Annotated in this window: 25 protein-coding genes; 19 read left to right on the top strand and 6 right to left on the bottom strand. The window is 48.8% G+C overall.

The genetic code is table 11. The features are described 5' to 3' along the window. Nucleotides 1-26: 26 nt before the first annotated feature. On the bottom strand, nt 27-1,151 hold the full coding sequence (locus AC0KH7_RS07225; protein ID WP_472372065.1) for an NAD(P)/FAD-dependent oxidoreductase: 1,125 nt from the start codon (nt 1,149-1,151) through the stop codon (nt 27-29). A gap of 516 nt (nt 1,152-1,667) precedes the next feature. Here AC0KH7_RS07225 and AC0KH7_RS07220 point away from each other — a divergent pair. The 5 genes from AC0KH7_RS07220 (at nt 1,668) to AC0KH7_RS07200 (ending at nt 4,633) form a co-directional block, all read left to right on the top strand. After that, entirely contained in the window at nt 1,668-1,925 is a 258-nt protein-coding gene (locus AC0KH7_RS07220) for a hypothetical protein (RefSeq protein ID WP_472372063.1), read from the top strand. A gap of 174 nt (nt 1,926-2,099) precedes the next feature. Further along, nucleotides 2,100-2,417 (top strand): hypothetical protein, encoded by a 318-nt coding sequence (locus tag AC0KH7_RS07215; protein WP_472372061.1) that lies wholly within the window; start codon nt 2,100-2,102, stop codon nt 2,415-2,417. Between the two features lie 66 nt (nt 2,418-2,483). Then, complete coding sequence (locus tag AC0KH7_RS07210; protein ID WP_472372059.1) at nt 2,484-2,831, top strand: hypothetical protein; 348 nt, start codon at nt 2,484-2,486, stop codon at nt 2,829-2,831. A 22-nt stretch (nt 2,832-2,853) separates the two neighbouring features. Then, complete coding sequence (locus AC0KH7_RS07205) at nt 2,854-4,140, top strand: GGDEF domain-containing protein (protein ID WP_472372057.1); 1,287 nt, start codon at nt 2,854-2,856, stop codon at nt 4,138-4,140. A gap of 46 nt (nt 4,141-4,186) precedes the next feature. After that, on the top strand, nt 4,187-4,633 hold the full coding sequence (locus AC0KH7_RS07200) for an FKBP-type peptidyl-prolyl cis-trans isomerase (protein WP_472372055.1): 447 nt from the start codon (nt 4,187-4,189) through the stop codon (nt 4,631-4,633). A 12-nt stretch (nt 4,634-4,645) separates the two neighbouring features. Here AC0KH7_RS07200 and AC0KH7_RS07195 read toward each other — a convergent pair whose 3' ends face one another. Beyond that, on the bottom strand, nt 4,646-4,906 hold the full coding sequence (locus AC0KH7_RS07195; protein WP_472372053.1) for a PP0621 family protein: 261 nt from the start codon (nt 4,904-4,906) through the stop codon (nt 4,646-4,648). A gap of 128 nt (nt 4,907-5,034) precedes the next feature. Between AC0KH7_RS07195 and sucC the strand changes: the two genes are divergently transcribed. The 3 genes from sucC to AC0KH7_RS07180 are packed head-to-tail and all read left to right on the top strand — an operon-like array spanning nt 5,035 to nt 8,749. Continuing rightward, the gene (gene sucC / locus AC0KH7_RS07190; protein WP_472372051.1) at nt 5,035-6,219 is read left to right on the top strand and encodes an ADP-forming succinate--CoA ligase subunit beta; all 1,185 of its coding nucleotides are present in this window, start codon (nt 5,035-5,037) and stop codon (nt 6,217-6,219) included. Next, nucleotides 6,216-7,097 (top strand): succinate--CoA ligase subunit alpha, encoded by an 882-nt coding sequence (sucD, locus tag AC0KH7_RS07185; RefSeq protein WP_472372049.1) that lies wholly within the window; start codon nt 6,216-6,218, stop codon nt 7,095-7,097. The genes sucC and sucD overlap by 4 nt, the downstream gene beginning before the upstream one ends. 20 nt (nt 7,098-7,117) lie before the next feature. Next, nucleotides 7,118-8,749, top strand: a complete 1,632-nt coding sequence (locus AC0KH7_RS07180) for an NAD+ synthase (RefSeq protein WP_472372047.1) — start codon at nt 7,118-7,120, stop codon at nt 8,747-8,749. 98 nt (nt 8,750-8,847) lie between these two features. On the opposite strand, the gene AC0KH7_RS07175 is transcribed toward AC0KH7_RS07180, so the two are convergent. Continuing rightward, a complete protein-coding gene (locus AC0KH7_RS07175) occupies nt 8,848-9,648 on the bottom strand; it encodes an outer membrane protein assembly factor BamD (protein ID WP_472372045.1) in 801 nt (266 codons plus the stop codon). 341 nt (nt 9,649-9,989) lie between these two features. Between AC0KH7_RS07175 and rluD the strand changes: the two genes are divergently transcribed. Both rluD and pgeF read left to right on the top strand, forming a co-directional pair. Continuing rightward, nucleotides 9,990-11,045 (top strand): 23S rRNA pseudouridine(1911/1915/1917) synthase RluD, encoded by a 1,056-nt coding sequence (gene rluD / locus AC0KH7_RS07170; RefSeq protein WP_472372043.1) that lies wholly within the window; start codon nt 9,990-9,992, stop codon nt 11,043-11,045. After that, entirely contained in the window at nt 11,023-11,787 is a 765-nt protein-coding gene (pgeF, locus tag AC0KH7_RS07165; RefSeq protein WP_472372041.1) for a peptidoglycan editing factor PgeF, read from the top strand. Before rluD ends, pgeF begins: the two co-directional genes overlap by 23 nt. Nucleotides 11,788-11,837: 50 nt before the next feature. On the opposite strand, the gene AC0KH7_RS07160 is transcribed toward pgeF, so the two are convergent. Beyond that, entirely contained in the window at nt 11,838-13,823 is a 1,986-nt protein-coding gene (locus AC0KH7_RS07160) for a cation:proton antiporter (RefSeq protein ID WP_472372039.1), read from the bottom strand. 10 nt (nt 13,824-13,833) lie between these two features. Continuing rightward, on the bottom strand, nt 13,834-14,682 hold the full coding sequence (gene nadC, locus AC0KH7_RS07155; RefSeq protein ID WP_472372037.1) for a carboxylating nicotinate-nucleotide diphosphorylase: 849 nt from the start codon (nt 14,680-14,682) through the stop codon (nt 13,834-13,836). Between the two features lie 92 nt (nt 14,683-14,774). On the opposite strand from nadC, the gene ampD reads away from it, so the two are divergent. Further along, nucleotides 14,775-15,332, top strand: a complete 558-nt coding sequence (gene ampD, locus AC0KH7_RS07150; protein WP_472372035.1) for a 1,6-anhydro-N-acetylmuramyl-L-alanine amidase AmpD — start codon at nt 14,775-14,777, stop codon at nt 15,330-15,332. 33 nt (nt 15,333-15,365) lie between these two features. Here ampD and AC0KH7_RS07145 read toward each other — a convergent pair whose 3' ends face one another. Beyond that, nucleotides 15,366-15,593, bottom strand: a complete 228-nt coding sequence (locus AC0KH7_RS07145) for a uracil-DNA glycosylase (protein WP_472372033.1) — start codon at nt 15,591-15,593, stop codon at nt 15,366-15,368. Nucleotides 15,594-15,795: 202 nt separating this feature from the next. Between AC0KH7_RS07145 and fldA the strand changes: the two genes are divergently transcribed. The 8 genes from fldA (at nt 15,796) to AC0KH7_RS07105 (ending at nt 21,976) form a co-directional block, all read left to right on the top strand. Beyond that, nucleotides 15,796-16,311, top strand: a complete 516-nt coding sequence (gene fldA, locus AC0KH7_RS07140) for a flavodoxin FldA (RefSeq protein WP_472372031.1) — start codon at nt 15,796-15,798, stop codon at nt 16,309-16,311. Nucleotides 16,312-16,597: 286 nt separating this feature from the next. Then, nucleotides 16,598-16,939 (top strand): 30S ribosomal protein S6, encoded by a 342-nt coding sequence (gene rpsF / locus AC0KH7_RS07135; protein ID WP_472372029.1) that lies wholly within the window; start codon nt 16,598-16,600, stop codon nt 16,937-16,939. Between the two features lie 2 nt (nt 16,940-16,941). Next, on the top strand, nt 16,942-17,169 hold the full coding sequence (rpsR, locus tag AC0KH7_RS07130; RefSeq protein WP_029938252.1) for a 30S ribosomal protein S18: 228 nt from the start codon (nt 16,942-16,944) through the stop codon (nt 17,167-17,169). 37 nt (nt 17,170-17,206) lie between these two features. Next, nucleotides 17,207-18,094 (top strand): YybS family protein, encoded by an 888-nt coding sequence (locus AC0KH7_RS07125; RefSeq protein WP_472372027.1) that lies wholly within the window; start codon nt 17,207-17,209, stop codon nt 18,092-18,094. A 34-nt stretch (nt 18,095-18,128) separates the two neighbouring features. Then, nucleotides 18,129-18,578, top strand: coding sequence for a 50S ribosomal protein L9 (rplI, locus tag AC0KH7_RS07120; RefSeq protein ID WP_472372025.1), 450 nt, complete (start codon nt 18,129-18,131; stop codon nt 18,576-18,578). A gap of 214 nt (nt 18,579-18,792) precedes the next feature. After that, nucleotides 18,793-20,214 (top strand): replicative DNA helicase, encoded by a 1,422-nt coding sequence (gene dnaB, locus AC0KH7_RS07115; RefSeq protein WP_472372023.1) that lies wholly within the window; start codon nt 18,793-18,795, stop codon nt 20,212-20,214. A 74-nt stretch (nt 20,215-20,288) separates the two neighbouring features. Continuing rightward, nucleotides 20,289-21,365 (top strand): alanine racemase, encoded by a 1,077-nt coding sequence (gene alr, locus AC0KH7_RS07110; protein ID WP_472372021.1) that lies wholly within the window; start codon nt 20,289-20,291, stop codon nt 21,363-21,365. Beyond that, nucleotides 21,365-21,976: an NUDIX domain-containing protein gene (locus AC0KH7_RS07105; RefSeq protein ID WP_472372019.1), complete on the top strand. Its 612-nt coding sequence runs from the start codon at nt 21,365-21,367 to the stop codon at nt 21,974-21,976. The genes alr and AC0KH7_RS07105 overlap by 1 nt, the downstream gene beginning before the upstream one ends. Nucleotides 21,977-21,982: the final 6 nt, after the last annotated feature.

Here is a 21,982-nt window from a genome sequence, read left to right as displayed (position 1 = left end):
TGTGGTTCCTAAGTAATGATGAAAAATTACTTGTACTGTCTGAGGTACAAGAGTTCGAAAAAGCGTTTGGCTAAATGCATCAGACGACACGGTGGCAACATCAATGTTCCTTTTTCGGTCCGCTTGATGAGAACGCCGTGGGATAGGGTGTCGATAATGCATATTAGTTCGTGCTTAAAGGTTTTAAAATTCGTTTGGTCTTGCAGCTCTGCAACCAGGTTGTGGGCCGCGGCTTCGGCTTGCAAGTCGGCCATATGAGCTTGTTTGGCTTGCCAGTCTGGTCCCGGGTAGCTACCGGAGTCACCGGCGACATAGGTTTTTTCCAACCCGTCCACTTGGCAGAATTCGTTGGCTTTGATCAAACCGCCTTCGGATTTTGCAATGTCTGAATTTTGTGACCAGGCCGGTCCGGTCATGCCAGGCATAAACAGAATCAAATCCGCTTCAAATTCATCGCCTTCGGTGATGACTTTGTTGGCCTCAAAGGCTTTCATTTTGTGGCCGAGGCGCGTTTTGATGCCTTTTTTGGCCATCATCTTCATGACGGCATCCGGTACTTTGTCGCCCAAGCGTTTGCCGGGTTTGGGGGCCGGGTTGAAGAAGATGAGTTCGAATTGGTCGCGACGCCCTTGTTTGCGAAGCAGGGTGTCGATGCCGAACAGGAATTCAAACATCGGGCCGCCGCGCATGGCGGAAGGTTCTTTTGGGTTGCCGCCGAAACCAATGGCAATGGTTCCGCCGGACATATTGTTCAAACGTTCTTTGATTTTCTCGGCGGCCGGAATGCCTTCACAGGGGGTGATGGCGTGTTCGATGCCGGGCAGTTTTTTGATAAAGCGGCCGCCGGACGCGATGATCAGACCGTCGTTTTCAAAATCACCTTGGTCAGTGTGGACGGTGCGTCCGTTATTGGAAATATCGGTGACGCTGGCCTGAATGTATTCCACTGTTTGGCGGTTAAAGAAATTGGTCAAATTAATACGAAGGTCCTCTCCACGGCGGAGATTGGACGGAATCCAGATTAAACTTGGAAGATAAATCAATTCTTTGGTGGGGGCAATCACTGTGATCCGAGCGTTTGGTGCTAGTTTACGAGTTTTCTTGATAGCGGTAAGGGCGGCAAATCCTGTGCCGAGAATGGTAATATTCATCAGAGTTTAATCCTTTTATTTAAGGTTAAATAAATGGTATAGAAAAAATCTATATGGGTAAAATAAAATTTTATCGATGTTCGTGATAAAAATTAATTATGTTTCTGTTTGTCGTGTCTTTTTTGCATGTGTAAAGCATGGACGTAAGTGTTTGAAGTTTTAAGAATTCATTAAAGTACACATATTTTACCTCGTCAACCTTAAGAAAATTGACTATACTCATTTTGCCTTATGGACGGACGGTGGAAGCCGGCTGGAATGGAACGCTCGCGATTGATGAAAATACAATTAAAAAATATAAAAACATTAAATGAACGTATAAGAGAGCTTTGCATGAGATGGATACACGGCTAAAAATGGCTAAAATTTTCCTGAATGTCGTTGAAAAACTCGTTAATAGCCAGCTATTAGCTTCGTTTTCCGCCTAATTCAGAAGAATTTTATCTCATTTTTTCCTCGCGTCCCACTCGTGCAAAGCTCTCTAGTAAGTGAGAGGGTGTAACCATGAAACAATTAATGAAATTATTTAGTGTCGTGATTCTATTGGGTGCAACGATGAGCGCTCAAGCGGGGTTGTGGAGTAATGTTAAGGAAGATGCCGCCAAGGCTTGGGAAGGTACCAAAGAAAATGCTTCCAAAGTCGCCGATGACGGTGAAGAAGCTTATGAAGACGGTAAAGATACTTCCGTTAAGGAAATTAAGCAGGAAGCCGAAGAGCAAGGTTTGAAGCCGGTGAAGCCGAAAGAAGACGAAGCGGGAATTCCCGTGGATTGATGTCGTTTGGGTGGAACTCGATTCAATTTGGAAAGCCGACAATTGTCGGCTTTCTTGTTTTTTGACGCCTTAAAACGTGTAAAATAACCCTCAATTTTAAACAAAGCTCTCACAAAGACGTTTTGTGAAAGCGTCCGTGTTCAATAACGGTCTCACTTGAGGAGCCAAAGGTTGATGAAAAAGATGAAACCTTTTCTGAAGTTGCTGTTGGTGCTGCCTGCTTTGTTGGCGGTAACGGCATGCGAAAAAGTCTCGAATACCGCTAAGAATATTCAGTCCGATTGGGTCGGCCTGGACCGTAAAATAGAGATTTACAGCTGTTATACCGGTAAGGTTTTGAAAACCTATAAAGGCAGTGTTCGTTTGAACCCGGATGACAAAATCGGTGGGGCCACTTCCTTTTTGGTGGACGGCAAAAAGCTGCACACCAATATGTGTTATGTGGTGAGTGAAATCGGGATTAAAGAAGAGCCGGTCGATTCGGCTCCGTAAAATCATTCAATCGGGTCATTCGGTTTTGAATGACGACCATAAACTGTTTAATAGAGAAGCATTCACGTGTTTAAACCATCCTTTTTCAAGCTTTTTTTACTGTCAGGCCTGGCCGTTTTTCTGGTGGGCTGTTCCGGCGTGCAAACCAAAGACATGGGCGACGATACCTATCAAATCGTCAACTTTTACAGCGAACCACCACGTGATTTCGACAGCTTCACCATTGAAAGCGAAGCGGATGAACTCTGCCCGCTGGGGTATTTGGTGCTGACCAAAAATGCCGGGAAATCCGCCGAATTCGGTTATAACGATTTCAGTTGTGCCGCCGGTCAAAACTGTGATTATGTGTTGGAATGGCGTATTCGCTGTGAAGAAAGAGCCAAACCGGACTTCTCCATTTTCGGTAAAACCTAATCGACGGTTTGAGACGCGTTAAATGGGGCCATTGAAACACATTATTTGGTTGCTGGGGTTAACGGTATTTGCCATTTGGCAGATGCCGAGCATTCCGAACTGGCCTTTGGCGTTACAAAAGCTGCTGTTCTGGTTGCCCTATCTGATTGCAGGCCTGGGTATTTTTGTCAGTGCGTTTCTGAACCGTCTTCAACCGATATTGATTCTCGCCAGTCTGGTGTTGTTCAACGCCGGAATGCAGTATTTTGTGCCCCAGGCGGACGTCACCTTGTCGGCCATTACCTTGTACCCGGTTTTAGCGCTGCTGTTGCCATTGAATTTACTCTTCTGGTTACTGTTTCCGGAAAGAGGTGTTCAGGATAAACTTTATGTCTCTGTCCAATTTATTTTGTTGGCTGCGCAAGGCTATTTTGTTTATTGGGTTATGGCGAATTTGCCGCTTGAATACTGGCGTTGGGTTGCTTCGCCGAGCGGCTATGAAGCGGTACGTTTGCCGTTCGTGGCGATGCTCACAATGGTGGGAGTCTGGTTCCTGATGATGTTCCGCAATGCACTTCTCAGTCACGCCAAGGTGTTGGATCAAACCGTGGTGTTTGTTCTGATTGTCATGGCGTTTGGTTTGAATGCTTTTTACGAGTATGGCGCTTTGGCCTGGACCAGTGCCTTTGCCGCGATGATGATTTTATTATCGCTGATTTTCGATGCGCATCATATTGCTTATACCGACCAGTTGACGGGGTTAAAAGGGCGTCGCGCCTTATTGGAATCGTTTTTAGGTTTGGGCCGCAAATACAGCATCGCCATGATGGATATCGACCATTTTAAATCTTTTAACGATACTTACGGTCATGATGTCGGGGATTTGGTGTTGCGAACCGTTGCGCAGGAGTTGGAAATGATTGCCACCGGCCAGGTGTATCGCTATGGCGGTGAAGAATTTACGGTGGTGTTTAAAGGCAAGTTGCCTGACCAAGTGTTACCGGCGCTGGAAACCGTGCGCAAGGCGATTGAGACCCGTGTTTTGAAGGTGCCGTTGAATGGCCAGGATGAGGAAACACATGTCACGGTGAGTTTTGGCCTGGCCACGCGGGATGCACAGCATAAGAAACCGCACGAGGTCATGAAATACGCCGATGAAGCCTTGTATCAAGCCAAGGAAGCCGGACGAAACCGAATCGTGGTGGCGGGGCAACCGGTAGCGACTGCAAAATCGACGCCCAAGACGCGTACTAAAACAAAACCAAAGACCGCGCCTAAGCCCAAAACGGCCAGGCCTAGTCAAAAACGTTCAACTCCCGCCAAGCGGTAATTCGAAACCAATTCGTCGCCGATTATCAAAACGAGAAGATAATATTATGAGTCAAAAAACCGTTAAAACCGTACAAGAAAACAGCGAAATTGAAATTTCTTTTCAACTCTCCCTACTGGATGGCACCGTGGTCGATCAAACCGAAGAAGGGGAGGTGTTTGCCTTTCAGATCGGCGATGGGCAACTGTTGAACCGTCTGGACGAGTTGCTAATCGGTCTGGAAGTGGGCACGACCGGAAAATTCACACTGATGCCGGAACAGGCGTTCGGTTTGCCGGATCCCGAGAACTTCAAAACCATGTCGCGCAATGAATTTCCCGACACGATGGTGCTGGAAGAAGGCTATGTTATCGGCTTTGATACCCCGTCCGGGGATGAAATACCCGGTACGATTTATGAAGTGAACGGCGATGAAGTGGTGGTGGATTTTAATCACCCTCTGACCGGTCAGGTCGTGGTGTTTGAAGCGAAAATCGAAAACATTCTGTCCTGATTTCGTTTCAGCTTAATCTTCTTTATGTGCCTGTTGTTGGTGGGCCTCTGAACAAAAAAAGCGGTCGCCTGCTTCGGACGTTTCGCAAATCGCTTCGTGTTTTGGCAGGTGTAAACCACAGGTCGCGCAGGCCACCATTTCTTCCGGTTCGGCTTTGTTTTTTAAGGTTTCAGCCTCGGCTGACGCGGCGCGCAATTCCCGCACACGTTTTAATGTAAAGCGAATGGCCAGGTAAACGACTAGGATAAATACGAAAAAAAGCAGGGCTCTCATAGGAATTCAGTGATTTCAGCGGTTGTTTTAATGCATTTATTGTCTAAAAAACATAAAATAATTGCAATTTAATTTACCGCCGAACATCGTATCAAGGTGGGTGCGGCAAATCCGTTAAAAGGCAATTCATGAACTTACACGAATATCAAGCAAAATCGCTGTTTCAGCAGTATGGTATCCCGACGCCGACCGGCGTCAAGATTGATGACTTGAGCCAGTTGCCTGATGCGCTGGCGCAAATCGATTCGGATGGTTGGGTCGTTAAGGCCCAAATTCATGCCGGAGCACGTGGTAAAGCCGGTGGTGTAAAGCTGGTGAAAACGGCTGAAGAAGCACAGCAAGCGGCGGCTTCTTTATTAGGGTCGTCATTGGCGACGATTCAGACGGCCGGAAAAGCCTTGCCGGTGAATGCGCTTTTGATCGAGCAGACGTTGGATATTCGCCACGAATTTTATTTGAGCTTATTGGTGGATCGTGTCACCAAAACACATACCTTTGTGATTTCCGAAGCGGGTGGCATGGACATTGAACTGGTGGCCGAAGCCTCGCCGGAAAAAATCTTGTCCGTGCATGTGGATGGTGCCATCGGGCTGATGCCGTATCAATGCCGTGAAATCGGTTTTGCATTGGGTTTGACCGGTACCGCATTCAAGCAGATGGCGGCGATGATGCAAAGCTTTTACCGTATGGCGCTGGATCAGGATGTCTCTCTACTGGAAATCAATCCGTTGGTGCTGACCGCGGACAATGAGTTGGTGGCATTGGATGCGAAATTGAATATCGATTCCAATGCCTTATATCGCCAACCAGGCCTGGTGGAAATGCGCGATGCGACTCAGGAAGACGAGCGTGAAGCCAAAGCGGCCGATCATCAGCTCAATTACATTGCGCTGGACGGCAACATCGGCTGTATGGTCAATGGCGCCGGTTTGGCGATGGCCACGATGGATTTAATCAAGCTGAATGGTGGCGAGCCAGCCAATTTTCTGGATGTGGGCGGTGGCGCGACGCCGGAGCGCGTGGCGGAAGCTTTTAAACTGATTCTATCCTCTTCTGAAGTGAAATCGATTCTGGTGAATATTTTTGGCGGCATTGTGCGTTGCGACCTGATTGCCGACGGGATTATTCAGGCGGTGCAGGAAGTTGGTTTGCAAATTCCTGTCGTGGTGCGTTTAGAAGGAACCAATGTGACATTAGGAAAAGAAAAACTCGCCAATAGCGGCTTGAGTATCATTACCGCAGACGGCTTGGCCGATGCGGCGCAAAAAGCAGTCGATGCGGCGTTAAATGCGGCAATGGAGGGTCAAGCATGAGTATTTTGATCAACCATCAAACCAAAGTCATTTGCCAAGGCTTTACCGGCAAACAAGGCACTTTCCACTCCGAACAGGCCATGGCGTATGGCACCCGGATGGTCGGCGGCGTGACGCCGGGTAAAGGCGGCAGCGAACACTTAGGCTTGCCGGTGTTTAATACCGTCAAAGAAGCGGTGGCCGCAACCGGCGCCGAGGCCTCAATGATTTATGTGCCGCCGGCGTTTGCAGCCGATTCGATTATTGAAGCCATCAACGCCGGTATTAAAGTGATTACCTGTATTACGGAAGGGATTCCGGTCAATGATATGTTGAAAGTTCGAACAGTGCTGGACAAGTCCGATGCCTATTTGATTGGGCCGAATTGCCCAGGCCTGATTACGCCGGGCGATCATCAACAGGGCTGTAAAATCGGGATTATGCCGGGCCACATTCATTTGCCCGGAAAAGTGGGTATCGTGTCGCGCTCTGGCACCTTGACGTACGAAGCGGTTCACCAAACCACGCAAAACGGCCTGGGTCAATCGACCTGTGTCGGTATTGGCGGAGACCCAATCCAGGGGATGAACTTTATCGATTGCTTGACCTTGTTTGAGCAGGACCCACAAACCGAGGGCATTATTCTGGTCGGTGAAATCGGCGGTCAAGCCGAAGAAGACGCCGCGCAATACATTCAAGAAAACGTTTCCAAACCGGTGGTGGCTTACATTGCCGGTGTCACGGCACCGGCCGGAAAACGCATGGGCCATGCCGGCGCCATTGTCAGCGGTGGTCAGGGCACGGCGGAAGCCAAGTTTGACGCCCTGGAAGCGGCGGGCGTGACCGTAGTGCGCTCTCCAGCTGAGTTGGGTAACGCCATGTTCAAGCTGATCGGATAAGGTCAAACGGAATTCAAACTATGTCACAACAATTAACGGTCGTCATGGCGCAAATCAATCCAGTAGTCGGTGATATCGACGGTAACGTCGATTTGATCATCGACTCGGCACGACGGGCAAAAACCGAACAAAATGCCGATATCGTGGTGTACCCGGAAATGACCTTGACCGGTTATCCGCCCGAAGACCTGTTGTTTCGCGAAGCTTTGTACGATCAGGTTAAAAAAGCCTTGCTGAGCATTTGTGAACAAGTCCAGGACGTGGTGCTGGTGTTGGGGTATCCGATGATGGACGAATTGGGTGAACGCTTCAATATGGCCGCCTGGATCGAAAACGGTCAGATTCAAGCCAGTTACATCAAGCAGAACCTGCCGAATTACAGTGTGTTTGACGAGAAGCGTTATTTTTCGGCCAGTGAGCAGCCTTGCGTTGTGGAATACAAAGGCGTGCGTTTTGGGTTGTTGATTTGTGAAGATATTTGGAAGCCGTCGCCAGCCAGTCAATCCGTTCAAGCCGGAGCGGATATTTTGCTCAGTCTAAATGCCTCCCCGTTTTCGCAGGAAAAACATCAGGATCGCATCCAGGTGGTCAATCGCCGCGTCAGTGAAGTGAAGCGACCGATGATTTATGTCAACCAGGTCGGCGGACAGGATGAACTGGTGTTTGATGGTGGCTCCTTTGCGACCTGTGCCGAAGGGGATGTTCAGGTGCAAGGCGGCGAATTCAAGCCGGACCTGATTCCCGTTCAGGTCTTAAAACAAGCGGACTCGGTTGTCATTTTGCCGGGGGAAAAACAGCCGTTATATCAAGATGAAGCGCGTATTTATGAAGCTCTGGTAACCGGCGTGAAGGATTATGTCGAAAAAAATGGTTTTGGTGGCGTGGTATTGGGCTTGTCCGGCGGCATCGACTCGGCTTTGACGTTGGCGGTGGCCGTGGATGCGTTAGGTGCCGATAAGGTTGAAGCGGTGATGATGCCGTTCCGTTACACGGCAGACATTAGCATTGAAGATGCTGAAAAAGAAGCCAATACTCTTGGTGTCAAATACCATTCTATTCCGATTGAATCGGTGTATGCGGCAAGTGAATCCGCTCTGGCAGATCGTTTTCAAGGTTATGAAGAAGATGTGACGGAAGAAAATATGCAGGCGCGCATTCGCGGGATGTTATTGATGTCGATTTCCAATAAAACGCATAAATTGGTGCTGGCGACGAGCAATAAATCCGAAGTGGCCGTGGGGTATTCTACTTTGTATGGCGACATGGTCGGTGGCTTTTCGCCGTTGAAAGACGTGCCAAAAACCTGGGTGTATCGTTTGGCGGCTTATCGAAACCGTGAGGGTGAAGTGATTCCGGAGCGGGTGATTACACGCGCGCCATCAGCCGAATTGCGCCCGGATCAGAAAGATCAGGATTCGCTGCCGGATTACGAGGTGCTGGACAATGTGATTCAGGCCTTTGTGGAAGAAGATAAAAGCCCGGAACAGATTGTTAAAGCCTTTGGGTATGACGAAGCCGAAGTGCGTCGTGTGGTGGGAATGATTACTCGTAACGAATACAAACGCCGTCAGGCGGCACCGGGAGTGAAAATTTCGCCGAGAGCTTTTGGCCGTGACAGACGTTATCCGATTACCAGCCGTTACAGTGAATGATGGTTGAGGCTTTGAATAGCACTTTTCACCCGAAATAAAAAAACCGCCACACCCTAAAGAGTATAAAGGCTTGGCGGTTTTTTTATATCAGTCGTTTTTTAATCAGTTTCCTCGGCTTTTTCTTGAGATTGAATACGAGCCAGGTTGAGGTCAATGACCGCTTGAGCGTCATCGGCGTTCTGCTTCATGCCCAGCTCTTGGTAAGCATCGCGCATCAGTTGCAAGGCATAAATATTGACCACCGAGCGTGGGTAAGTATCGATAATGAATTTGGCGCGGTTGGCGGAGGCTAAATAGGCTTTGCGTTTGAAATAATATTCGGCCACCTGATATTCATGGCGTGCCATGCGATTGCGCAACACAATCAGCCGCTCGCGGGACTTGGCAGAATATTTAGACGTTGGAAAACGGTTCAGTAACTCTAAATAAGCATTATAGGCTTCTTGTGTCGAATCCATGTCTCGTGAGGCGGGGTCGGTTAGCCAGCTGTCGAACCAGCTTTTGTTGATGGAGTCTGCCGACAAAGCGCGCAAGTAATAAGCGTAAGGCAAAGCCGTATGTTTCGGGTATAAGCGAATAAACTCTTCCAGTTCGCGTTGAGCCGATTCCGGTTCATCATAGCGATAATAAGAGTAAGCCAGTTCCAGATAAGATTGTTCGGCGTATTTGCCGTAGGGGTAGTAGGCTTTGAGCTTTTCATAATACCCAATGGCCGATTCCCACTGCTCGCTGTTATAAGCGTCTTTGGCATGTTCGTAGAAATCTTTGACCGTCCATTCGGATTCGTCTTTCTCTACGAGAGAGCAAGCTTGCAGTGCAAGGGTCAATAAAACAATCAGGGATAACAGCGAGTGCTTCATATTTTGGTAAAATGGCGTTTCGAATAAAAAATTAATCATACCATATGTGCCGAGCTGAGTATAAGTAGTCGACTCTGAATAACGCATTTAAATTTATGTGAGACGTTTAAGCAGGTGGGCTCTAGGCGTGGATTGAAGATAATGGTTATTCCATTATCGAAATTCACAACAACGAGAATGCTTGCTTAAACGCTCACCCGAAGGGGCTTCTCCAGTTTTCACTCCTCTGCGTTAGAATGCTTTATGTTATCTAGATAGCATTGCACCATTCTTTCTTGATGAGTAAAAACTGGCTTTGCCATAAATTAAATGAGTTATTCAGAGTCGACTAAGTAATGGATGGTTAAAATCCATTCGGCACTGGGTTTTTAGGAGCGGTTTTGAGCAGTCAACAATTGGAAGCACGCATTCCTTCGGATAAGTTGGGGCAACGCCTCGACGCGGTTTTGGCCGAATTGTTTTCGGATTATTCACGCAGTCGGATTCAGGATTGGATTAAAACGGGGCAGACCACATTGGATGGTCAGGTCCAAACCAAACCCAATATGAAAGTGTTGGGCGGGGAGAAAGTCGTTCTTCAAGCGGAAATCGAAGAAGAAATCGAGTATCAGGCTCAAGAGATTCCGCTGGACATCGTCTATGAGGATGCGGATATTCTTGTTATCAACAAACCGGCTGGTTTGGTGGTGCATCCGGGGGCCGGTAATCCGGATGGAACCTTGCTGAATGCCTTGTTGTTTCATGACGAACGTTTGCGTGAAGTGCCGCGTGCCGGCATTGTGCATCGTTTGGACAAAGAAACCACCGGTTTGATGGTGGTGGCCAAAACGGTACCCGCACAAACGCACTTGGTGGAGCAGTTACAACGTCACGCGGTCGAGCGTGTCTACGACGCCATCGTGGTGGGGAAAATGATTTCCGGTGGCACGGTGAATAAATCGATTGGGCGTCACCCAACCGACCGAAAGCGCATGGCCGTGATTACCACTGGTGGCGGAAAACCCGCCGTGTCGCATTATCGAGTACTGGAACGGTTTCGGCAGCATACTCATGTTCGGGTTCAGCTGGAAACCGGGCGAACGCATCAAATTCGGGTTCACATGTCGTCGCTTGGTTTTCCTCTGGTAGGGGATCCGGTTTACGGTGGTCGTTTACGAATTCCACAGAAGATGCTGCCTGAGTTTGCCGATTTTCTGCGCGGCTTTAAACGTCAGGCGTTGCATGCCGGACAACTCAGTCTGACGCACCCGGTGACAGGCAAACTGATGAAGTGGAAGGCGCCCATGCCGGACGATATGCTGGAATTAATCGATATTTTGCGTGACGATATGGAAGATTTTCATGCTATGCGGGATGACCTGGGCTACGATGACTACGACTATGATGATGGTGTTGAAGTCGAGTGGGTGACGGATGCAGATATTCCTCAAGAATGATTTGCAGTTTATTCGTCCGGAATGGCAGGCGCCCCTAGGCGTTAAAGCTTTTGTGACAACCCGTTTGGGTGGCCAAAGTCAGCCGCCTTATGATGGTTTGAACCTAGCCAGTCATGTCGGTGATAATTCAAATGACGTCGCCGCGAATCGTCAGGCGCTGGAAGGGGCTTTAGGGTTGCCGACGGAACCTTTTTGGTTGGCTCAGGAGCACACGACTGAGGCGATACACTGGCAAGGTCAGCGATATGAATCGCCGCCTGTGGCTGATGCCAGTTGGACCTGTCAAAGTGGTCGCGTCTGCTGTGTGATGACGGCGGACTGTCTGCCGGTGTTGATCTCGAATCGGAGTGGTTCGGTGGTGGCGGCGATTCACGCCGGTTGGCGAGGATTGTTGAACGGCGTTGTCGCCAATACGATTCGTCAGTTACCGGATGAACCGGAAAATTTGTTGGCTTGGATTGGGCCAGCCATCAGTTCGGCTTACTTTGAAGTCGGGGCGGATGTATATGACGGGTTTGTCGAGCAAAATGTCGATCATGCGCCGTATTTTATCGCAGCGGCGTCGCATGGAAAGTGGTATGCCGATTTACCAGGCCTGGCGGAATTTGAGTTACGGCGTTTGGGCGTGGCGGAAGTAACGCAAAGCGGACTGTGCAGTTACCAGGACGAAGACTTGTTCTATTCTTACCGTCGCGACGGGCAAACCGGTCGGATGGCGACGATGATCTGGTTGGCGCCGTAATCCGGCGATCCTTTTAAACGCGGCCAACCGTTCCGGAACCCCACCGCCGGTTAAGTTTTTCCGGTATTTAAATAGTGTTCGAATTTGTCGATGTTTTCCGGCAGCCCTTGCACAATCAAAATATCATTGACGCGGATTCGGGTTTTCATATCTGGATTGTCACCGCGAACCGACCCGCGTCGGACCGATTTAATATAAAGATCCAACGGTTCAACAGGAAAGGCTTCCAGGCGTTTGCCGACGGCGAATGCGGATTCATTGACGGTAATCGGCTGGATGATTTGCCCCATTTGCGCATGATCAAACGGAACCTGGTCGGATTCACCGGGGTAGAGACCATTCAGCAAATTATAGCGACCGCGCCGAGCTGCGCGGGTCTGCTTCAATACCTGGCTCGGCGGGTGTCCGATCATCAACAGCAGGTGTGATGCCAACATGATACTGGATTCGAAGGTATCCGGAATAACTTCCGTGGCGCCGGCTTTGGTCAGCTCGTTGATGTGGGTGTCGTCGATGGAACGGACCAAAATCGGCAGTTCCGGCGCCACGTCCTGTAAGGTTTTCAGCGTTTTGATGGCGGCGTGGTAGTCGTGGAACGTAATGATGGCGACTTTGGCTTTACTGATGTTGGTGGCGTGGATAATACTGTGCTTGGCCGAATCGCCGAAATAGACCGGTTCGCCACTTTGTTGGGCTTCATGCACCCGTTTGATATCCATATCCAGGGCCACAAACGGCACGTGTGCCTGTTCAAGAAATTTTGCGGTAATCTGGCCAACACGGCCGAAGCCGAGCAAAACCACGTGGTCGGAAAGGAATTTGGTGTCTTCTTTGATGACGCTTTCCATTTCGGCAAAGTCATTCTGGTAACTTTTACGACAGAAACGGTTGGCAATTCGCCCGTTGTACTTAATGAGGAACGGTGTGGCGACCATGCTGAATACGGCGGACGTTAACAAAATTTGCCCGAGTTGGTGCGGCAGCAATTCGTAGGTTAGCGCCAGGGTGATTAAGACCAATCCAAATTCGCCGACTTGTGAGAGGGAAACGGCGGTGCGGAGGCTGACACCGTCCGGTTTTTGAAACAAACGCATAATGCCGAAAATGACAATGGTTTTGACCAACATAATGCTGAGAGTGATGGCCATAATGGTCATAAAGTGGGTTTGAATCAACTCCGGTGAAATCATCATCCCGACGGTGATGAAAAATAACCCCAGCAAAATGTCTTGGAAGGGGCGGATATCGGCTTCGATTTGGTGGCGATATTCGGTTTCGCCGAGCATCATACCGGCCAGGAAGGCGCCCAGTGTCATAGAAATTTCCATTTCTTCGGTAAAGGCCGCCGCGCTTAATACGACGGTGAGAACCGTTAAGGTGAACAACTCCTGGGATTTGGAGGAGGCGACTTCATGGAAGAGTGGGCGCAGAATATAGCGCCCGGCAAACAGCATGACCACAACCACGACGGCCCCTTTTAAAAAGGCCATGCCCAGTTCGGTTGGCAGGGATTGCCCCGTGGCTGTGCCGAGGGCGGGGATCAAAATCAACAATGGAATCGCCATAATGTCCTGAAAAATCAGGACGCCGACGGTGGCACGACCATGCCGGGTTTGAATTTCCGATTGCTCGGTTAACTGTTTGATGACGATGGCGGTGGAGGATAAAGCGAATGCACTGGCGATTACGACGCTGGTTTCCACGCCAAAGCCCAGCAGATAAGAGACTCCGAAAACGGCCAGGCCTGTGATTAAAACCTGTAAGCCGCCGAAGCCGAATACCATGCGGCGCATCGACATCATTTGCGTCAGTGAGAACTCCAAACCAATCGAGAACAGCAGAAATACGATGCCGAATTCGGCCAGAAAACTGATGCTTTTTTCACTTTGAATGAGCCCGAAGCCGAAAGGGCCGACAATGGCCCCGACCAGAATGTAATTTAGGATGGCCGGAAGGTGTAGGCGTCTGGAAATCGATACCAGTCCGACGGTAATAATGAGCAAAAAAACGATGTTTAAAAGAATGTGATCAAACATAGTGTCCGGGTTAACCTTTCTCTAAATCAAAGCGCATGGAGTAATCAATCGCTCGAATGTGTTTGGTGATTGCGCCAGTGGAGATAAAGTCAACACCCGTTGTTGCCAGTTCCGTTAAGTGCGGCAGTTCGACATTGCCGGAGACTTCCAGCTTTGCCTGATGGTTGACCATTTTAACCGCTTCATGCATGTCCGTCAGAGAAAAATTATCCAGCATAATAATGTCTGCACCGGCTTCGAGTGCTTGTTTGACCTCGTTGAGGTTTTCGGTTTCCACTTCAACGGTTTTGCCGGGGTGATGCTGGCGCGCTTGCTGAACCGCCGCGTCAATGCCGCCGGCGGCCATGATGTGGTTTTCTTTCAGTAAAATAGCGTCGTATAGGCCGATGCGATGGTTGGTGCCGCCGCCGCAATGGACGGCGTATTTTTGTGCCAACCGTAAACCCGGCAGCGTTTTGCGCGTGTCTAACAAGCGGGTTTGAGTGTCTTTCAGTTGTTCGACGTATTGATGTGTAACCGTAGCCGTGGCCGATAAAGTTTGCAGAAAGTTCAAAGCACTGCGCTCACCGGATAAAATGGCGGCGGCCGGCCCTTTTAGTTCGCATACTAGGGTGCCGTTCTTGACGGCTTCGCCTTCGTCACAATGCCAGTGGATTTCAATGCGTTCATCGACTTGGTGCATGACTTCGTCAAACCAAGGGCGCCCACAAACAACGGCATCTTCCTTTGCGATGACGGTGGCTTTCGCCATTTGGTGTTCGGGGAGAAAGCTGGCGCTCAAGTCGCCATGGCCGATGTCTTCGGCGAGGGCGTTGGCAACGTTGGTGTGCAAATCATTAAAATAGTTTATTTCTGGCATATTAATTTACAGGTTCAATAAAGGCTTCTTTGTCTGTTTCTTATCCATGCGAGTTCTCATGGCCGATTCTTTTCGATTATACTATCTGACATATGAAAAGCCCATTAACACTTGACCCGAATAGCCATCTTTTTCAAGGTGCGCGCTACATTCCAAGCCCGAATGCGGATGATCGTCCGGATGAATCTGATTTGCATCTGATCGTGATTCATGGCATCAGTCTGCCGCCCGGCCGGTTTGGCGGCAAAGGGGTTGAGCAGCTGTTTACCAATGCCTTAAACCCGGATGAAGATGAGTATTATAAGCAAATTCAATCGCTTAAGGTGTCATCGCATTTGTTTATCAACCGCGCAGGAGAGTTGTTTCAGTTTGTGCCGCTCAATAAACGGGCCTGGCATGCTGGGGTGTCGCAATTTGAAGGGCGCGAAGCCTGTAACGATTTTTCAATCGGGATCGAGTTGGAAGGAACCGACGATACGCCTTACACGGCATCGCAATATGAGACATTGAAAGAAGTCGTGCAAGCGATGACAGAAGCTTATCCGTCCTTGTCTCTGGAGCGTATTCGCGGGCACAGTGATATTGCGCCGGGCCGCAAGACCGATCCTGGGCCGTATTTTATGTGGGATTTTATCGAATCGTTGAAGTAGGGTTAAGGCGTAGGGTCAATGCAATGCGCCAAGTTAAGCAATCCAACCGTTGTCTTTTGTGTCCGATGGTGGTGGGCGACGTTTGGGTTTGAATTTCATGCAGGGGTGGCCGGACGATTCCAAGACCACAACGCTGGGCAGCTGCTTGGTTTTAAAGCCGAAGGCTTTGCAGCCACGCGGTTGGTTCGCATCCCAGGTGACGAAGAAGTGTTCGCACTGAAAACAGTCGATGGGCGGGTTGTCAGAATTAGTTTTCTTCATTGTTGGTAATAAGTTTTTTTTGAAATGCGATAGTTAATATTTATGCTATGATGCCCAGCACGAAATAACTTGCAGGACGGGTGGTTTCCCCACGCCGTTTTTCGTATACTTAAATTCACATTGTCGGTCTTGTGAGGCGCGGCTATCAAAGCTTAGTCACGCATTTTACAAGAAATGGATAACTTTTAAAAAGGGTTTAAACATGAGTCAAGTCGGCCTATTCTATGGAACGGATACAGGAAACACCGAGCGTGTTGCGGATATGATTAAAGACAAGATCGGAAGCGATCTGGTAGATGTTTATGATGTCGCGACGGCCAGTCCGGAAGATTTCGCCAAATATGACAAGATTATTCTGGGGCAACCGACTTGGTATTACGGCGAGCTACAAAGCAGCTGGGACGATTTTTGGGAAGACTTTAAAACCATTGATTTTACCGATAAAACGGTGGCCTGTTTTGGTTTGGGCGATCAGGCTGATTATGCGGAGTATTTCCTTGATGCGATGGGCATGATGCACGACATTGCTTTGGAAAACGGCGCAATTCCAGCGGGGTATTGGTCTACGGAAGGGTTTGAGTTCGATGAGTCTAAAGCCGTCACCGAAGACGGTGAATTCTTTGTGGGTTTGGCGATTGATGAAGATCAACAGCCTGAAATGACCGCCGAGCGGGTTGATCAATGGGTTGATCAAATCAAAGAAGAAATGGGACTGTAACCGAGTTTCTGTGAAAGCGCCCAGGAAATACGGGCGTTTTCGCGATGCGTTTTTCGTTCAAAACCACCAGGCCTGGTGGTTTTTTGTATTCCGTTCTTACACGCCTTTTAAATAGTTATTAAAATACTTGTTGTTTTTCAAATAAATAGCGGTTTTTCTGTTTGAAAAAATACGGAAAGTGTTTATAATACTGCGCTTTCAGTTTGTTTAAATTCTGAATTTCCTTGCTTCACCGGTCCATTTCGGGCTTGGGAGGCTTAGTTTTAATCCATAAGGAGATCAATAAATGCGTCATTATGAAGTCGTATTTTTAGTGCACCCTGATCAAAGCGAACAGGTCCCTGCAATGATTGAACGTTACCGTGGTCTGATCGAAGAGAAGGGTGGCGCTGTTCACCGTCTTGAAGACTGGGGTCGTCGTCAACTGGCTTATCTAATCAACAAAGTCCATAAAGCACACTATGTTTTGATGAACATTGAATGTGATCAAGCAACTCTGGACGAGTTGGATAACTTGTTCTACTACAACGATGCGGTTTTGCGCAACATGTTCATTAAGCGTAAAGCAGCGGATACTGAGCCGTCTGTTATGGCTTCTCAGAAAGAAGATAAGCGTAGAGGAGAGTAATCATGGCTAGAGGTTTTGGAAGAAAAAAATTCTGTCGTTTCACGGTAGAGGGTGTTAAAGAGATCGATTATAAAGATCTGGATACCTTGAAAAGCTACATTACTGAAACAGGTAAAATCGTTCCGAGTCGTATCACTGGAACCAGTGCTAAATACCAGCGTCAGCTAGCCACGGCTATCAAGCGCGCTCGTTACTTGGCGCTATTGCCTTATACAGATCAGCATAAGTAATCCGTATTTGTATTAGGAAGCAAGCAAAGGACAGACAATGCTAGGTGTTGCCAACTATGTGATGAAAGGACCGATGCAGGCCCTCATCGCAACGCTGTTGTTATCCGCACTGACTGTCTGGATCGCCCCGCTGGGAATTCTCGTGGGCGCGATTATTTCACTGGTCACGCTCAGAGTCGGTGAAATTGAAGGATTGAAAGTTTTAGCCGCTGCTGTGGCGACGACACTGGGGTTGACATTGTTTATGTCCGGTTCGATTTGGCCGGGCGTGGTTGGTGTCATCGAGTATATGCTCCCGATTTGGCTGTTAAGTTGGGTCTTGCGCAACACCAATTCCATGGCGTTGAGTTTGAGCCTGAACATGCTGATTGTCGGAGCGGGTGTCATTGCATTTCACTTGGTTGTCGGAGATACCGCGGCTTGGTGGCAGCAAGTGTTTAAGGAATTTGTGCAACCGGTTTTTGAGCAAACCGGAACACCGTTCCCGCAAGCTATGTTTGAAGACCTGACTCAGGTCGCAACTATGTTACTTGCCATGTTTGTGGTGGTATTATGGTTTTCAATTGTGCTGTTGGGGCGTTGGTGGCAAAGTGCCTTGTACGTTCCGGGACAATTCCGCACTGATTTTTATGAAATTCGGTTGCCGAAAGGAATCGCAGGGCTCGCCGTCTTTGTGGCGGTGGTTGGGTTATTTACCCAAAACGGTTTGATTCAGGATTTGTCCGGTGTGCTGATGGCGGGGTTGATGTTCCAAGGCTTGGCCGTGGCGCATCACACCGTTCATAAGCGGCAGATGAGCTCAATGTGGTTGGGCGGCTTGTATGTGCTTTTGTTTTTGTTTCCACAGGCAGTTTTAATTTTAGCAACCATCGGTTTGATAGACATTTGGGTGGATATCCGAAATCGATGGACAGAGGCCGAGTAAGGTCTTAAAGAATTTAACTTTAGAGGTTTTAGCCATGAATGTTATTTTACTTGAAAAAGTACAGAACCTAGGATCCTTGGGTGATCAGGTGACTGTTAAATCAGGTTTTGCACGTAATTTCTTGATTCCACAAGGAAAAGCCAAGCCAGCGACCAAAGAAAACATCGCTGAGTTTGAAGCGCGTCGCGCTGAGTTGGAAAAACAAGCGGCCGAAGCATTGGCGGCGGCTCAAGCGGTTTATGAAAAAATGAACGGCGTTGTTGTCACAATTGAATCCGTTGCCGGTGACGAAGGGAAACTATTCGGTTCCATCGGGACGGCGGACATTGCAGACGCATTGTCAAGTGCCGGTTTTGAAGTCGAGCGTAAAAACGTTCGCATGCCAGAAGGGGCAATCCGTTTTGTTGGTACATTTGAATTCGACGTTGAGTTGCACTCTGATGTCGTTGCATCCATCACGGTGGATGTGAAACCAACAGAGTAATAATAAATTGTCCTGAACTTTCTGACATTATGTCAGCTTGAAAGCGAGGTTTATCCTCGCTTTTTTTTGCCCTTTTTTTAGGCCTGACGCTGTCAGCCCGGCTTGTAAGCCGCTCTTCGGATCCATTATGAAAATCGAGTCCAAAACCGGGTAATTCCCCGTATAATAGTAATCTTCTTCCGACACGAAAACGATGGAATAGTTTGACCGCCGCATGACTCAAGAAGCTCTATTTAAAACCCCGCCGCATTCGATTGAATCCGAACAGTCTGTTATCGGTGGACTGATGTTGGATAATGAAAAGTTTTCCGACATCTCGGTGGTGCTGAAAGCGGAGGATTTTTATACCCATCAACATCAGTTGATTTACACCGCCATCACCCAACTTAGCGAGCGCAATAAGCCTTTCGATTTGGTCACGGTCATTGAAATGCTCGAATCCACCGGTAAGCTGGAGGATGTGGGCGATAAACAGTATTTGATCGACTTGGTGTCGAATACGCCAGGTTCGGTGAATATTGAGTTCTACGCAGAGACCGTTCGGGAAAAATCTATTTTGCGCTCTTTGATTGCGGTTTCCAATGAAATTTCCGAAGCGAGTTACTTCCCGCAGGGCAAAGATATTCGTGAAGTGCTCGATTTGGCTGAATCCCGAGTAATGGGGATTGCCGAACATGGTTCCGGCAAACAGCGCGAATATGAGACCATGGAAACCTTGTTGAGTCGGGCGGTCAGTACGATTGACGAGCGTTTTAACTCCGACGGGTCGATTACGGGGCTGGCCACTAAATTGACGGAATTTGATGAAGTGACCTCCGGCTTGCAGAATGGTGACTTGGTGATTGTCGCGGGGCGCCCGTCGATGGGGAAAACCACTTTTTCGATGAACCTGGCCGAGAATGTCGCCATGCAAAATAATCCGGTGGCGGTCTTTAGTATGGAGATGCCGGGAGAACAACTGGTGCTGAGAATGATTAGCTCCATCGGTAAAATCGATGCCGAGCGTATTCGAACCGGTAAATTGCAACAGGAAGATTGGCCGAGCTTGAATAAGGCGGTCAGTATGTTGTCGCAAACCCAATTCTTTATTGACGATACCCCCGCCTTGATGATCACGGATTTACGGGCCAGGGCGCGTCGCATCGACAAAGACATTCGTGATGCTCAGTTCAAAAAAGCCGTTGAAGAGGGCGCTGAAAATCCGGAAGAAAAAATGACCGGTCTCGGCCTGATCGTCATCGATTACCTGCAATTGATGCGCGGTTCCACGAATACCGATAATCGTGTGAATGAAATTTCCGAAATTTCACGAGGATTGAAGGCCATTGCAAAAGAGTTGAATGTGCCGGTAATCGCGTTGTCTCAGTTGAGTCGTAATCTGGAACAGCGTCCGGATAAGCGCCCTAAAATGGCAGACTTGCGTGAGTCAGGGGCGATTGAGCAGGATGCTGATTTGATCATTTTTATCTATCGTGACGAAGTCTATAACCCGGATACCGACGATAAAGGCACGGCAGAAATCATTCTCGGCAAACACCGTAACGGTGCTTTGGCGAATATTCGCTTGACCTTTATGGGGCAATACACCAAATTCGAAAATTATGCCGGGTTTGATGTGCCCGACGATCCTTACTGATTATTTGTTAACCGCCTGAAAAAAGGTAGCCACAGGATGTCTGAACAACCTCTCTTACGATGCTGGATGATGCCATGACTGCGTATCGTCCCATTCAAGCCCGTATTCATTTAAATGCCTTTCATAATAACTTGTGTGTCGTAAAACGCTTTGCGCCAAAAGCTAAAGTGCTGGCCATTATTAAATCCAACGGCTATGGTCACGGTGCCGAACGTGTGGCGCGTGAGCTGGCTGAAGCGGATGGTTTTGGGGTGGCTTCCATTGATGAAGCGATTTTTTTGCGTCAAAAAGGCTTTTTACATCCAATCGTCATTTTGGAAGGACTGTTTACAGCAGCGGAGCTGGAACTGGCCGTGCAGCACCGTCTGGAATTTTCCATACATAATTGGGAACAACTGAATTGGTTGAAAGAAAGCCGAATCACCACTCCGCTGAACCTTTGGCTCAAATTAGACACCGGTATGCATCGTCTGGGCTTTGAAGAAAGTGAGGTTGAACAAGTGTTTGCGGCTGTTGACAGCCTCTCCATGCCGGTTAATTTGAACTTAATGTCGCACTTTGCCTCCGCCGATACATCCGACGACTTTACGTTACAACAATTGTCTATTTTCAATCGGGTTGCGCAAAAACTGAATTGTCCAAGAAGTCTGGCCAATTCGGCCGGTGTGCAGCGTTATCCACAAAGCCATTTCGAATGGGTGCGCCCGGGGATTATGTTGTACGGTGCCTGTGCTACTGAGGAAACCGTTCCTGGCTTGCAACCGGCCATGACGTTGGCTTCTGAAATCACCAGTTTGAAATGGGTCGAAGCCGGGGAAACCGTCGGGTATGGCCAAACGTGGACAGCGAAACGACGGAGTTTGATTGCGGTGGTGGCCGCCGGTTATGGGGACGGTTATCCACGTTGTGCGCCAACCGGAACACCGGTGTTAATTCAAGGGCAGCGAATGCCGATGGCCGGACGAGTGTCGATGGATATGTTAACGGTGGATGTGACCGAAATGGCCGACAAAGTCGCGTTGGGCGACGAAGTCATTTTGTGGGGTCGAGGCTTGCCTGTGGATGTCATTGCTCAGGCTTGCGGTACCATCGGGTATGAGCTGTTGTGCGATGTCACCCAGCGGGTACCGAGAGTTGAGGTGAAAGACTGATGGGCGACGATAAACGCATTGAACTGAAGCAAAAACAACGTGGTTACGACGGTTTTTTTAAAATTGACCGGCTGACCTTCCGTCATACTTTGTTTCAGGGTGGGTGGACGCCTTGGATTGAACGGGAGTTGTTTGGCCGCGGGCAAGCGGTGGTGGCGTTGTTGTATGATTTAGCCGCGGAAAAAGTGGTGTTGGTCGAGCAATGCCGGGCCGGTGCCCTAACGCATGCCACCGAGCAAAACGCCCAGGCCTGGCTGATTGAACCGGTCGCGGGCATGATTGATGACGGTGAAACCAAATTGCAGGCCTGTGCGCGTGAGGCTTATGAAGAGGCCGGCGTAAAAGAAGCCGAATTTGAGTTTATCTGCGAGTTTTATCCCAGCCCGGGCGGCAGTGATGAAATACTCCATTTGTATGCGGCGGAAGTCGATTCGATGGCCTTGCCTGACCATGCTGGCCAAGCCCATGAAGTGGAAGACATCCGTTTGTTGAAAATGGACTTTGAAACCGCGAAAGCCAAGCTCGGACGAGCGGAATTCAATGTCGCCAGCACCATTATTGCTTTACAATGGTTGTTTTTTCAAAAGCTCCAAAAGCTCCAAATGCCTTGAGGATAA

Origin of the sequence: Hydrogenovibrio sp. (genome assembly GCF_965140365.1) — a bacterium.
Taxonomy (GTDB): Bacteria; Pseudomonadota; Gammaproteobacteria; order Thiomicrospirales; family Thiomicrospiraceae; genus Hydrogenovibrio.
The sequence above is the reverse complement of the archived record's forward strand: the minus strand, read 5'-3'. Positions and strand labels throughout refer to the sequence as shown.

Coding starts and splice junctions, on each gene's coding strand:
- pgeF (WP_472372041.1), top strand. CDS start 11,023: ATGCAGATATTCCTCAAGAATGATTTGCAGTTTATTCGTCCGGAATGG.
- dnaB (WP_472372023.1), top strand. CDS start 18,793: ATGACTCAAGAAGCTCTATTTAAAACCCCGCCGCATTCGATTGAATCC.
- AC0KH7_RS07225 (WP_472372065.1), bottom strand. CDS start 1,151: ATGAATATTACCATTCTCGGCACAGGATTTGCCGCCCTTACCGCTATC.
- rpsF (WP_472372029.1), top strand. CDS start 16,598: ATGCGTCATTATGAAGTCGTATTTTTAGTGCACCCTGATCAAAGCGAA.
- rplI (WP_472372025.1), top strand. CDS start 18,129: ATGAATGTTATTTTACTTGAAAAAGTACAGAACCTAGGATCCTTGGGT.
- AC0KH7_RS07205 (WP_472372057.1), top strand. CDS start 2,854: ATGGGGCCATTGAAACACATTATTTGGTTGCTGGGGTTAACGGTATTT.
- AC0KH7_RS07105 (WP_472372019.1), top strand. CDS start 21,365: ATGGGCGACGATAAACGCATTGAACTGAAGCAAAAACAACGTGGTTAC.
- sucC (WP_472372051.1), top strand. CDS start 5,035: ATGAACTTACACGAATATCAAGCAAAATCGCTGTTTCAGCAGTATGGT.
- nadC (WP_472372037.1), bottom strand. CDS start 14,682: ATGCCAGAAATAAACTATTTTAATGATTTGCACACCAACGTTGCCAAC.
- AC0KH7_RS07200 (WP_472372055.1), top strand. CDS start 4,187: ATGAGTCAAAAAACCGTTAAAACCGTACAAGAAAACAGCGAAATTGAA.
- ampD (WP_472372035.1), top strand. CDS start 14,775: ATGAAAAGCCCATTAACACTTGACCCGAATAGCCATCTTTTTCAAGGT.
- AC0KH7_RS07180 (WP_472372047.1), top strand. CDS start 7,118: ATGTCACAACAATTAACGGTCGTCATGGCGCAAATCAATCCAGTAGTC.
- AC0KH7_RS07160 (WP_472372039.1), bottom strand. CDS start 13,823: ATGTTTGATCACATTCTTTTAAACATCGTTTTTTTGCTCATTATTACC.
- AC0KH7_RS07195 (WP_472372053.1), bottom strand. CDS start 4,906: ATGAGAGCCCTGCTTTTTTTCGTATTTATCCTAGTCGTTTACCTGGCC.
- rpsR (WP_029938252.1), top strand. CDS start 16,942: ATGGCTAGAGGTTTTGGAAGAAAAAAATTCTGTCGTTTCACGGTAGAG.
- alr (WP_472372021.1), top strand. CDS start 20,289: ATGACTGCGTATCGTCCCATTCAAGCCCGTATTCATTTAAATGCCTTT.
- AC0KH7_RS07145 (WP_472372033.1), bottom strand. CDS start 15,593: ATGAAGAAAACTAATTCTGACAACCCGCCCATCGACTGTTTTCAGTGC.
- AC0KH7_RS07175 (WP_472372045.1), bottom strand. CDS start 9,648: ATGATTAATTTTTTATTCGAAACGCCATTTTACCAAAATATGAAGCAC.
- sucD (WP_472372049.1), top strand. CDS start 6,216: ATGAGTATTTTGATCAACCATCAAACCAAAGTCATTTGCCAAGGCTTT.
- fldA (WP_472372031.1), top strand. CDS start 15,796: ATGAGTCAAGTCGGCCTATTCTATGGAACGGATACAGGAAACACCGAG.
- AC0KH7_RS07220 (WP_472372063.1), top strand. CDS start 1,668: ATGAAATTATTTAGTGTCGTGATTCTATTGGGTGCAACGATGAGCGCT.
- AC0KH7_RS07125 (WP_472372027.1), top strand. CDS start 17,207: ATGCTAGGTGTTGCCAACTATGTGATGAAAGGACCGATGCAGGCCCTC.
- AC0KH7_RS07215 (WP_472372061.1), top strand. CDS start 2,100: ATGAAAAAGATGAAACCTTTTCTGAAGTTGCTGTTGGTGCTGCCTGCT.